Origin of the sequence: Plantactinospora alkalitolerans, from assembly GCF_015690345.1 — a bacterium.
GTDB lineage: Bacteria > Actinomycetota > Actinomycetes > Mycobacteriales > Micromonosporaceae > Plantactinospora > Plantactinospora alkalitolerans.
The window spans coordinates 17,378-28,747 of sequence record NZ_JADPUN010000232.1 but is presented as its reverse complement, the minus strand read 5'-3'; the positions used below and the strand labels follow the sequence as shown (position 1 = coordinate 28,747).

The window sequence follows — 11,370 nt, the reverse complement described above, 5'->3', positions numbered from 1 at the left end:
TCCACGCGTAAGATCGTCGGCAGCGTCAGATGTGTATAATCGACAGGTAGTGGATCGACAGATAGGTGACCGCGAACAACAGCCCCTGGTCGCCGTACGCCTCGGGCACCGCCCCTGCCATCAGCAGACTGCCCGCCATGGTGCCGGTGATCAGCGGCACGACGGACGGTTTGTTCAGGTCCAGCCGGTCGCCCACCCATGCGGACAGCGCCCAGATCAGCGTGAACGGCAGCAGCAGCACCACGACCTGGCCGAGACCGACCCAGGTCAGATTGTGGAGCAACTCCTTCGACAAGGTGATCATCGCGAAGATGTACGCCAGGTCGGAAAAGAGTTCGAGATAGTTGGGGCGCCTCGGGTCGGGCTGGGCCGGCGCGGAAGTTTCGGCGCCGCCGCCCATCGCCATCGGTCAACCCATCCCGTCCGGTACGCCGTCCAGCAACGTCGCCACGTCCAACACTATGGGTTTGACTGTCCGATCAAGCCCGATTTTGTAGGTTTGACGGGTAGCAGAAGGGAGTGCCTGTCGGGGTGCCGTAGGAGGCCGAGCCGTGACGACCAGCGAGCTTCCCCGGATCCTCCGCAAGCGGGGTGAACCCGAGTACCCGACGTTCCTGGAACTCTTCTTCGACCTGGTCTACATCTTCACGCTCTTCCGGCTGTCGCAGTCGCTGGTGCATGACGTCAGCGTCCGCAACGTCGCGCAGACCGCTGTACTGCTGCTCGCCTCGTGGTGGGTGTGGGTGCTGACCGCGTGGCTCACCGACCTGTTCAACCCCCGGCTGCCGATAATCCAGGCCCTGGTCCTGGTGGTCATGCTCGGCACCCTGCTGATGGCGGTCGCGGTGCCGGGTGCCTTCGGACAGCACGGGCTGCTCTTCGTCGCCGCGTACTTCGGCATCCACCTGGCCCGGGACGCGGTCCTCATCCCGAGCACCCGTACACACCGCGCGATCCAGGCCCGCAGCGTCCGGGTCTTCTTCTGGTTCCTGATCACGGCCGGGCTCTGGATCGGCGGAGTCTTCACGGACGGTACGACCCGCCTGGTGCTCTGGGCGATCGCGGTGACGATCGACCTCGGCTCGGCCCGGATCGGCTGGCCCACCCCACGCCTCGGGCGCACCGAACTCTCGAGTCAGATCTTCACCGGTACGCACCTGACCGAGCGGCACCGGGAGATCTTCATCATCGCGCTCGGGGAGCTGATCCTGACCGCCGGCGCCGGGCTCGCCTTCACCGCCTTCGACGCCGACCGGCTCGCCGTCTGCGCGGTGGCGTTCGCCAACACCGTGCTCCTGTTCCAGCTCTACTTCGACCGAATCCGGCGACTACTCGCACCGGACAACGTCTCCTCGGTCGAACGGGTCCGGCCGGGCACCTCCACCTCGTACACGCATCTGGTGATGGTGGCCGGCACCGTACTCATCTCGGCCGGCACCAAACACGCGATCGACCACCCGTCGAACACGCCGCCGGTCGCCTGGATCCTCGTGCTGCTCGGCGGGCCGGCGCTGTTCCTCGTCGGGAGCTGCCTGTTCGACTACGTGGTGACCGCCCGGATCCTCTGGTCCCGGGTGGTCGCACTGGTGGTGCTGGTCGCGGTCGGACCCGCGATGCCGCTACTGCCCGCGCTCGGAATTCTGATCGTGGCGAACGTCGTCCTGCTGCTCACCCTGGTCGCCGAGCTGACCGCTCTGCGGCGCCGACGACCCGGCTAACGTCCGGTCCAGCCCGCGCTCTCCGCCGGCAGCGCCTTGGCGATCACCTTGGCCAGCGCCCGCAGCGCCTTGCCCCGGTGGCTGACCGCGTCCTTCTCCTCCGGCGACAACTCGGCGTTCGTCCGGTCCTGCTGGTCACCGAGGAAGATCGGGTCGTAGCCGAAACCGCCCTCGCCGCGCGGAGCGCGAAGCAGCCGGCCGGTCTGCCGCCCGTCGACAAGGTGCTCCTTGCCACCGGGCAGGACCAGCGCCGCCGCGCAGACGAAGGCCGCGCCCCGGTGCTCGTCCGGTACGTCCCCGATCTGCGCCAGCACCAACTCCAGGTTGGCCCGGTCGTCGCCGTGCCGGCCGGACCAGCGGGCGCTGAACACCCCGGGCATCCCGTTAAGGGCGTCCACGGCCAGGCCGGAGTCGTCGGCGATGGTCGGCAGGTTGGCCCACTTGACGCCCTCGCGGGCCTTCAGGAGCGCGTTCTCCCCGAACGTCAGCCCGGTCTCCGGAACCTCCTGATACGCCGGCACGTCGGCCAGCCCCACCAGTTGGATCCGCTGCGAACCGAGCACGCCGTCGAGGATCCGCTGCAACTCGACCAGCTTCTTGGCGTTCCGCGTCGCCAGGAGTACCCGGGTCATTCGGCGAGCGCCTTCCGCTGGGCGTCGACCAACTCGGCACAGCCGAGCACACCGAGATCGAGCAGGGCGTCCAGTTGGTCTCGGGCGAACACCCCGGCCTCGCCCGTACCCTGCACCTCGACGAAGTCCCCGGCCCCGGTGCAGACCACGTTCATGTCCACCTCGGCGGCCACGTCCTCGACGTAGTTCAGGTCGAGTCGCGGTTCGCCCTCGACGATCCCGACGCTGATCGCGGCGACCGACCGGTGCATCACCGCCGCCGGCTTTCCGGCCAGCGACTTCCGGTCGGCCAGCCAGCTCACCGCGTCGTGCAACGCCACGTACGCCCCGGTGATGGCGGCGGTCCGGGTACCGCCGTCGGCCTGGAGCACGTCGCAGTCGAGGACGATCGAGTTCTCCCCGAGCGCCTTGAGGTCGATGCAGGCCCGCAGGCTCCGGCCGACCAACCGGGAGATCTCGTGGGTACGCCCACCAACCTTGCCCCGGACGCTCTCCCGGTCCGACCGGGTGGTGGTCGACCGGGGCAGCATCGAGTACTCCGCGGTGACCCAGCCCAGGCCGGACCCCTTGCGCCAGCGCGGCACCCCCTCGGTGACGCTCGCCGTGCAGAGCACCCGGGTGTCACCGAACTCGACGAGAACGGAACCCTCCGGATGAATGCTCCACCGTCGGGTCAGGGTCACCGGTCGGAGTTGGTCGGGCCGTCGCCCGTCAGGTCGCGCCATCCCCGCAGCTTATGTGTTCACCGGTTCGCCGCGTCCGAGGGTGTCCCGGGTGCCCACGCCGGCCGCCGCACGTCCGCCCGCCGGGTCAGTCGGCGGGCGTGTAGATCTCGGTGTCGAGGACCCACCGCCGGTCCTCGATCCTGTCGCTGGGAGCCCACATGGCATGCGCGGACACCACCTTGCCGTCCACCTTCCACTCGAAGACGCACAACTCGGCCTTCCGGTCGTCCGCGGCATTGGTCAGACACTTCTGGACGTCCTGCATGGTCATGTTGGTCATCTTGTTCTCGGTGAGCCATTTGTGGATCTTCTCGGCCGGGTTGACCGGGCAGATCTCCTTCTCGCAGAGCAGGTAATAGGTCACCTCCAGCGTCTCCAGGCCGTCGGCGAACTTCGGCTCGGTCACCGTGAAGCCCTCCGGCACGCCGAGGCTCTCGAAGATCCGGGTGTGGTGGTCCCGCTCCTGTTTCGGCTGGAGCCAGCCGAAGTAGCCGAAGGCGCCGCCGCAACAGAGAACGGGCAACAGGCAGAGCAGCGGAACCAGCACGAACCAGAGGCCCTTCCGCGACTTCTTCGGGGTCGCCTGGCCGGGCGGCCCGACCGATTGCGGCGACTGGTGGGGTCCGTGGCCGCCGGCAGGTCCGGGCGGTGGATAACCGGCCGGCATGCTCGGCCCGGACTGTGGGCCGCCGCGCTGCGCGGGCCCCGGCGGGTACGGGCCGGCCGGCGGGTATCCGCCCGGTGCCGACGGGTGCGCGCCGGCTGCCTGCGGGTACGGTCCGGACTGCGACGGATACTGTCCCGGGCCAACCGAGTTGTTCGCTCCGAAGGAAGGGTGGGTCACCCGCCGAATCGTAGGCGGCGCCTCACCTTCCGAGGGAACAGGTCGCCCGCCAGCCGGTCGACCGCGCGGCCGGCCGGGGTCAGTCCTGGTAGACCTGGGTCTTGAGCACCCAACGCCGATCCTCGGGCTGCCCGTCGACAAAGCCCCAGGTCGCCCACACCTCGATCCGCTTGCCGTCCACGGACCACCCCATGTCGCACAACTCGGGATCGCTCGGGTCCGCTGCCCGCGCCAGGCACTTCTGGACGTCCTGCAACGTCATGTGGCTCATTCGGTTATCGGCCATCCACTCGTGGAGCACCTCGGCCGCGTTGACCGGGCAGGCCTGCTTCGGGCAGCTCATCCGGTACTCGGCGGCGAGCGTCTCGGTGCCGGCCAGGAACTGGGGTTGGCTCACCACGAAACCCTTCGGCACGCCGAGGTCCACGAAGAACTCCTCGGTGTTCGCCTTCTCGCGCATCGGCTTGTACCAACCGCCGTAGAGGGCACCCCCGCAGCAGAGCAGGGCCAGCACGACGACGGTGACGAGCAACCCGGATACCCGGCGCTTCTTCGGCACGACGCCACCGGGATAACCGGGCCCACCGGGATAACCGGGCGGCCCGGCCGGATGGGGCGCCGCCGGTCCCGGCGGGTAGGGGCCCGGCGGCGGATAGCCGGGCGGCTGCTGACGGGGCGGCGGATAGCCGCCAGGCTGCGGACCTGGGGGATAGCCACCGGACTGCGGAGCCGGCGGATAGCCGCCGGACGGCGGTCCCGGCGGGTAGAAGCCCGGTTCGGGTTGCTGGCCCGTGGAGTCGGGATATGGCGGTCCGGAGGGAGGGTGGCCCACCCGCGAATGCTAAACGACCGGCGGTCGTTCCGGGGGCGTCAGACCTCGTAGCGGGCGCCCGGACGGACGATCTCCACCGGGCCGGCGAACGCGGACAGCGCGGCCTCGTGGGTGACCGCCTCGCTACCCCAGGCCGGAACGAGGTGGGTCAGCAGCAACCGGCCCACCTCCGCCTTCGCCGCGATCTCACCCGCCTCCCGCCCGGTCAGGTGCAGGTCCGGCGGGTTTTCCACCCCGTCCAGGTAACTCGCCTCGCAGAGGAACAGATCGGCACGGTTGGCCAGCCGGAGCAGCGATTCGCAGGGGGCGGTGTCCGACGAGTAGCACAGGGATCGGCCACCGTGCTCCAGTCGCACGCCGTACGTCTCCACCGGATGGTTGACCCGGTCCACCGTCACCGCGAACGGCCCGAGCGGAAAGGTTCCGGACTGCAACCCGTAGAAGGTGTAGACGTCGTCGATCGACCCGCCGTCCAGGCTGTAGGCGTTGGCGAGGCGATCCGGCGCACCGCTCGGGGCGTAGACGGGCAGCGGCGGATAGGGGCCGTCGGGGGCGTACCGGCGCACCACGATGTACGGGATGGCATCGAGGATGTGGTCCCCGTGCAGATGCGTCAGCAGAATCGCGTCCAGCGCCTTGAGCCCGACATAACGCTGCAGGGCGGAGAGCGATCCCGAGCCGAAGTCGACCAGCAGCCGGAACCCGTCGGCCTCGACCAGGTAGGCCGAGCAGGCCGATTCCGGACCCGGGAAACTGCCGGCGCAGCCCAGGATGGTCAATCGCATCAGGTCGCCCTACCGTCACTGATGGTCACGGACAGTCCGCCGACCAACGCGTAGACGATCATTGCCGGAAGGTCTGCCACGGTGCGCAGCCTACGCCGCGACACCTGGGCACAAGAAAGATCTGGCAACAGTTGTCGCGAACGTGACAACCGGTCCGGGCGACCCGGTGCGGTACGGGTAAGACGCCACTTTCGGCCCTAGCGTTACGTTCTGTCACCTACTCTGGCATGTCGGGAAACTGTGCACCCCCGCCCCACACGTTCATCTGCCGGGTGTGCCGCGCCGGCACCGGTCAGGGATCGGTGCCGACGCGGGGACGACCGTCGATCAGGCCCAGAGCTGACCGTCGAGGGCTTCCTCGGCATCGGCGAGCGTGCCGCCGTACGCGCCGGTGGAAAGGTACTTCCAGCCGCCGTCGGCGACCACGAACGCGACGTCCGCCCGGCGGCCCGCCCGGACGGCCTCGTGCGCCACGGCCAGCGCCGCGTGCAGGATCGCTCCGGTGGAGAAGCCGGCGAAGATGCCCTCCACCTCGACGAGCTGCCGGGTACGCAGCACCGCGTCCCGGGTGCCGACCGAGAAGCGCCTGGTCAGCACGCTGGCGTCGTACAACTCCGGGACGTAGCCCTCGTCGATGTTGCGCAGGCCGTAGACCAGCTCGCCGTACCGGGGCTCGGCGGCGACGATCTCGATCTCGTCGACCTTCTCCCGCAGGTACCGTCCGGTCCCCATCAGGGTCCCGGTGGTACCCAGCCCGGCCACGAAGTGCGTGATGGTGGGCAGGTCGTGCAGCAGTTCCGGCCCGGTCGTCTCGTAGTGCGCCTGGGCGTTGCCCTGATTGCCGTACTGGTAGAGCATCACCCAGTCCGGGTGCTCGGCGCCGATCTGCTTCGCGGTCGCCACCGCCTGGTTGGAGCCACCGGCGGCCGGCGAGAAGATGATCTCGGCGCCGTACATCCGGAGCAGTTGCACCCGCTCGGTCGAGACGTTCTCCGGCATCACGCAGACCAGCCGGTAACCCCGGAGCTTGGCGACCATGGCCAGGGAGATTCCGGTGTTGCCGCTGGTCGGCTCGAGGATGGTGTCACCCGGCCGGAGCCGTCCGGCCCGCTCCGCCTCCCGGACCATGAACATCGCCGGGCGGTCCTTGATGCTGCCGGTCGGGTTCCGGTCCTCCAGCTTCGCCCAGAGCCGCACCGGCGGTGCCCCGTCGGGCACCGTCGGCGACAGGCGGGGCAGCCCCACCAGCGGAGTACCGCCGCACGCGTCGAGCAGACTCTCGTACCGCGTCATGGCGGCCTCCTCAGCGAGCGGCGGACGCGCGGTCTGCGGGGCTCGCAGCCACCGCCGCGCCGTGCCCGATGATCGCCGCAGCGGCGGCGCCGTGCCCGATGATCGCCGCAGCGGCGGCGAAGCCGAACGCGCCGCCGGCCACCGCCGGCAGGATGGTCACGGTGTCCCCGTCGGAGAGCTTCGCGTCCAGGGCGCCCAGGAACCGGACATCCTCGTCGTTGACGTAGACGTTGACGAAGCGGTGCAGCGCACCCTGGTCGGTGATCAGCCGGCCGCGCAGGCCGGAGTACTTGCCGTCCAGGTCGGACAGGAGATCGTTCAGCGAGTCGCCGGTGCCCTCGACGACCTTGGCGCCGCCGGTGTAGCTACGCAGGATGGTGGGGATGCGAACTTCGATGGCCATGACTGTTGTGCTCCTTGAGACGACGGAGTGCGGAAAAGGACTACGGACAGGCTGCTGAGCTGGGTGAGGTCAGCTGCCGGAACACTCGTAGTCGACCGTCGCCGGGCTCTGCCCGAACATGTACGACTGGACCGCGTTCGGGTCCACCGTGGCGTCGACGATCCGGATCGGCTCCTCGGTCACCACCCCGTCGACGATCCGGAACGACCGGATCTCCTCCGTGTCGGGATCGCGGGTCGAGACGAGCAGATAGTGCGCGCCCGGCTCCCCGGCGAAGGAGACGTCGGTACGGGACGGGTACGCCTCGGTCGCGGTGTGCGAGTGGTAGATGACCGCCGGTTCCTCGTCGCGGTCGTCCATCTCCCGCCACACCCGCAACTGCTCCATCGAGTCGAACTCGTAGAACGTCATGGATCGGGCGGCGTTCACCATCGGGATGTGTCGAGTGGGGGTGTCGGCGCCGGCCGGGCCGGCGACCACGCCACACGCCTCGTCCGGGTGGTCCCGGCGGGCGTGCGCGACGATCGCCTCGACTATCGACCGGTCGATGCTCAGCACGACCCCAGCCTACCGCCTGTCCCGACGGCCCGGAGTGGTCGACCTCGGCCGACGAGAGTGGCCGACCTCACGCGGCCCGATCCGGCGATCGGCCCCGGCCTGTGACAGAAATGGGAGGTCGATATCCACCGCACCCACGCCAGCGACGCCGGGTGCACGGGCACCGAGTGGGAAAGAACACTGCCGACCGGTGCCCGACTGAAGGAGGCTGCGCGATGAACCAACGCCGCATCGGTACCACCGAGGTGAGCGCGATCGGGCTCGGTGGGATGCCGATGTCGATCGAGGGACGCCCGGACGAGGAGCGGTCGGTGCGTACCATCCACGCCGCGCTGGACGCCGGCGTCACCCTGATCGACACGGCCGACGCCTACCACCTGCACGCCGACGAGGTCGGGCACAACGAGTCGCTGATCGCGCGCGCCCTGGCCAGCTACGGCGGGGACACCTCCGGGGTACTCGTCGCCACCAAGGGCGGCCACCTGCGCCCCGGCGACGGAAGCTGGACCCTGAACAGCTCGCCGGAATACCTCCGGAGCGCCTGCGAGGCTTCCCTGAAGCGGCTCGGCGTGGAGGCGATCGGGCTCTACCAGCACCACCGCCCCGACCCCACGGTCCCGTACGCCGACTCGATCGGAGCGGTCCGGGACCTGGTCGACGCCGGCAAGGTCCGGATGGCCGGGATCTCGAACGCGAACCCGGAGCACATCCGGCAGGCCCGGGAGATCCTCGGTGACCGGCTGGTGTCGGTGCAGAACCAGTACTCCCCCGCGTTCCGCAGCTCGGAGCCGGAACTGCAACTCTGCGACGAGCTGGGACTGGCCTTCCTGCCCTGGTCCCCGCTCGGCGGGATCTCCCGGGCCGGCGAGCTGGGCAGCCGGTTCGCCCCGTTCGCCGAGGTCGCCGCCGGACGCGGGATCAGCCCGCAGCAGGTCTGCCTGGCCTGGATGCTGGCCCGGTCCCCGGTGGTGATCCCGATCCCCGGGGCGAGCCGCCCGGAGACCATCCGCGACTCCGCCGCCGCCGCCGAACTCACCCTCGACGAGGCGGAACTCGCCGCCCTCGACCGCATCTGAGATGTCCCGCGTCTGAGGTGTTAGGAAGGGCCCCTTCTTATGCAGAAAACGATAAGAAGGGGCCCTTCCTTTCAGTCGATCAGGGCGGTGAGCAGCGACTCCTGGAGGTAGCCGAGGTACGCGTAGACGGAGAGCTGGAACACCCGGGTCGAGGTCGGGTCGTGCAGGACCGCGTCGTCCAGCTCGTCGCCGAGATCGGTGTCGGCGGAGATGTCGAGTCGTACGCCCATGGCGAGGCGGGCGTCGTTGAGGGCGCGTAACCACGCCTCGGCGGCCTCCCCGTCGAGGCGTACCTCCCCGCCGGTGACCGGTGGCAGCGCCGCCAGCACCGCCCCCGCCTGGTCGATCTTCCCCGTCTTCAGGTCGCCCTCGGTGTACTGCCGCAGCTCCGCGGAGTCGCCCGGATTCTCCGGATAGGTGTCCGGGAAGAGCCGCCCGACGACCGGATCGGTGTGGTCGAAGCCGTCGGTGAGCAGTCCCACCACCTCCGAGGCGACCTTGCGGAGCACCCGTACCTCGTCGGCGGCGAACGTCGCGACGCAGTGATCGCCCTGTCGGCGGAACGTACTCACGCCCGGTCCACCGTCGCCCACAACCCGTACGCGTGCAGTTGGGACGCGTCGTGCTCCATCCGCTCCCGAGCGCCGCTGGAGACCACGGCCTTCCCCTTGTTGTGCACGTCGAGCATCAGCTTCTCGGCCTTCTCGTGGCTGTAGCCGAAGAGTTTCTGGAACACCCAGGTCACGTAGGACATCAGGTTGACGGGGTCGTCCCACACGATCGTCACCCATGCCCGGTCGGCGACCGGCACCTCTTGGGTGTCCGGCGCTTCGACCGGTGCAACCTGTGGAGCCGCCATGCCCCCCATCGTGCCACCGTCGGCGGCGAACCGAGGAACCGGAACGCCGACGGCCGTCGAACTGGGCCCCTGGACGAGTGGATGCACTGGTGGTCGGCCAGGTACGGCGCTGGTCAGGCGAGCAGGCGGCCATGCCGGACCGCCTCCGTCAGCACACTGGTCAGCGAGCGGCCGACCGCCTCGAACCGCCGGGACACCTCGCGGGACAGCTCCAGCTCGATCTCGCGCAGGGACCGGCGCAGCCACGACCGGGCGCGGATCGGGTCCGACCGGGCCGGGTTGCGCCAGTACTGGTAGCAGCCGCCGGAGAGGCCGACCCCGAGCGGCGGCAGGATGGCCCCGCCGGTGCCGCCGGGGTAGGCCGCGAGCCCCGCCACCGCGCCGAGCCCGGGTATCGCCTCCACGGTGCCGCTCTCCCGGAGCAGCAGCACCCGGTCGAGATCCTGGGCGGCGGGGTCGGCGGCGAGACCCCAGCCGACCGCGGCCGCCACCCGCAGCCGTACGCCCTCGTCCGGCACCTCGCCGAAGACCACGGTGAGGGTCTCGCCGAGGATGCGGTCCACGCCCGCGTCGCAGGCGGCGACCACCTCCAGCGACAGCGCCTCGACCTCCCGGTCGAGAAAGTGGGGCAGTCCGGCGGCGCCGGACCCGGAGACGATCTCCTGGACGCCCCGCAGGTGGACGTTGGCCGTCTCCAGCGCGATCTCCCGACGGAGCCGGTGGGCGCAGGTACGGACCTGCCGGTCCAACCGGTCCGCCCAGCCGGACGTCTCCGCGTCGGCGGCGACCCGGACGGTACGGGTGGCGCCCGGCACGATCGGCGGGCTCAGACTCGCCCGGCGCAGTCCCTCGGCGCTGGCCCAGTCCACCAGTGCCCGCCGCAGGTAGGCGGTGTCGGCCGCGGCGGGATCGAGGTCGATCCACCGCACGCCGGCGAGCGCCGGCACCGCGGCGACCAGCGCGGCCCGGCGTGGCCCGGGCTCCACAGGTGACCAGGTGCCGTCCGTGCCGGGGGTGCCGACCGGGAAGACGGCGGCCTCACCGGCGACCTCGGTGAGCAGATCCAGCTCGGTGGTCGTGACCGGCTCGTCGTCGGGAAGGACGAAGAGCAGCGCACCGCCCCGCCGGACCGCGTCGCGGACCACCCGGATGCCGGCCATGCCCAGGCGCCGGGTGTCCGGCGCGTCGACCAGGGTGAAGTGCCGCAACAGCGGGTCCGGCACGGTCAGTTCGATCCGGCGGGGCGGTCGGCCCAGCGCCGGGCCGGCGCCGATCGGATCGGTCCGGTACTCCCGGGCGCTGCGCAATCCGGGTACGTAGGCGGCGCCGGTGACGGCCTGCGCATAGTCGATCACCATGAAGCTGTCCACGGGCGCCCGGAGCGGCGGCGCCGTCCCGCCGAGCAACCCCGCGAGTACGGCCCGTCGGTCGCCACCGGCCGGTCCGACGGCGATCACGGCGAGCGGCTCGTGTGGCGGGGACTCGACCAGCGCCTGTTCCCGGACCACCCCGCGTCGGGAGGGTGGCGCACCGGACGACCCCGGTGCCGCGACGACAGGGAGCGACCGGGACTTCTTCAAGGGTCTCCACCTCCCACGCGAGGCGAGACGGCTCCGACCGGTACGGCCGGGGCGAATCGCCCGAC

14 protein-coding genes are annotated in these 11,370 nt (G+C 70.3%); 2 read left to right on the top strand and 12 right to left on the bottom strand.

Annotation, left to right across the window (positions count from 1 at the left end; all coding sequences use genetic code 11):
• Positions 1-25: 25 nt before the first annotated feature.
• Positions 26-406 (bottom strand): low temperature requirement protein A, encoded by a 381-nt coding sequence (locus I0C86_RS26365; RefSeq protein WP_196203976.1) that lies wholly within the window; start codon positions 404-406, stop codon positions 26-28.
• 145 nt (positions 407-551) lie between these two features.
• On the opposite strand from I0C86_RS26365, the gene I0C86_RS26360 reads away from it, so the two are divergent.
• Positions 552-1,718 carry a low temperature requirement protein A gene (locus I0C86_RS26360; RefSeq protein ID WP_196203975.1) on the top strand — a complete coding sequence of 389 codons (1,167 nt, stop codon included), beginning with the start codon at positions 552-554 and terminating at the stop codon, positions 1,716-1,718.
• Here the strand turns inward: I0C86_RS26360 and rdgB are convergent.
• From rdgB to I0C86_RS26320, 8 genes are all read right to left on the bottom strand, one after another.
• Complete coding sequence (gene rdgB, locus I0C86_RS26355; protein WP_196203974.1) at positions 1,715-2,350, bottom strand: RdgB/HAM1 family non-canonical purine NTP pyrophosphatase; 636 nt, start codon at positions 2,348-2,350, stop codon at positions 1,715-1,717. The two genes, I0C86_RS26360 and rdgB, sit on opposite strands and share 4 nt — an antisense overlap.
• Positions 2,347-3,075 (bottom strand): ribonuclease PH, encoded by a 729-nt coding sequence (rph, locus tag I0C86_RS26350; protein WP_196203973.1) that lies wholly within the window; start codon positions 3,073-3,075, stop codon positions 2,347-2,349. Before rph ends, rdgB begins: the two co-directional genes overlap by 4 nt.
• 85 nt (positions 3,076-3,160) lie before the next feature.
• Positions 3,161-3,919, bottom strand: a complete 759-nt coding sequence (locus I0C86_RS26345) for a hypothetical protein (protein ID WP_196203972.1) — start codon at positions 3,917-3,919, stop codon at positions 3,161-3,163.
• Positions 3,920-3,998: 79 nt separating this feature from the next.
• Entirely contained in the window at positions 3,999-4,751 is a 753-nt protein-coding gene (locus tag I0C86_RS26340) for a hypothetical protein (protein WP_196203971.1), read from the bottom strand.
• A gap of 38 nt (positions 4,752-4,789) precedes the next feature.
• Complete coding sequence (locus tag I0C86_RS26335) at positions 4,790-5,536, bottom strand: MBL fold metallo-hydrolase (RefSeq protein WP_196203970.1); 747 nt, start codon at positions 5,534-5,536, stop codon at positions 4,790-4,792.
• Positions 5,537-5,863: 327 nt separating this feature from the next.
• Positions 5,864-6,829, bottom strand: a complete 966-nt coding sequence (locus tag I0C86_RS26330; protein ID WP_196203969.1) for a PLP-dependent cysteine synthase family protein — start codon at positions 6,827-6,829, stop codon at positions 5,864-5,866.
• Positions 6,830-6,839: 10 nt separating this feature from the next.
• The gene (locus I0C86_RS26325) at positions 6,840-7,232 is read right to left on the bottom strand and encodes a MoaD/ThiS family protein (RefSeq protein ID WP_196203968.1); all 393 of its coding nucleotides are present in this window, start codon (positions 7,230-7,232) and stop codon (positions 6,840-6,842) included.
• A 69-nt stretch (positions 7,233-7,301) separates the two neighbouring features.
• Positions 7,302-7,790 (bottom strand): Mov34/MPN/PAD-1 family protein, encoded by a 489-nt coding sequence (locus I0C86_RS26320; protein ID WP_196203967.1) that lies wholly within the window; start codon positions 7,788-7,790, stop codon positions 7,302-7,304.
• A gap of 215 nt (positions 7,791-8,005) precedes the next feature.
• Between I0C86_RS26320 and I0C86_RS26315 the strand changes: the two genes are divergently transcribed.
• Positions 8,006-8,866, top strand: coding sequence for an aldo/keto reductase (locus I0C86_RS26315; RefSeq protein ID WP_196203966.1), 861 nt, complete (start codon positions 8,006-8,008; stop codon positions 8,864-8,866).
• A 71-nt stretch (positions 8,867-8,937) separates the two neighbouring features.
• Here I0C86_RS26315 and I0C86_RS26310 read toward each other — a convergent pair whose 3' ends face one another.
• From I0C86_RS26310 to I0C86_RS26300, 3 genes are all read right to left on the bottom strand, one after another.
• Positions 8,938-9,459, bottom strand: a complete 522-nt coding sequence (locus I0C86_RS26310) for a DUF2017 domain-containing protein (RefSeq protein ID WP_196203965.1) — start codon at positions 9,457-9,459, stop codon at positions 8,938-8,940.
• Positions 9,435-9,725, bottom strand: coding sequence for an ATP-dependent Clp protease adapter ClpS (clpS, locus tag I0C86_RS26305; RefSeq protein WP_196203964.1), 291 nt, complete (start codon positions 9,723-9,725; stop codon positions 9,435-9,437). The genes I0C86_RS26310 and clpS overlap by 25 nt, the downstream gene beginning before the upstream one ends.
• Before the next feature lie 113 nt (positions 9,726-9,838).
• The gene (locus I0C86_RS26300) at positions 9,839-11,305 is read right to left on the bottom strand and encodes a hypothetical protein (RefSeq protein WP_196203963.1); all 1,467 of its coding nucleotides are present in this window, start codon (positions 11,303-11,305) and stop codon (positions 9,839-9,841) included.
• Positions 11,306-11,370: the final 65 nt, after the last annotated feature.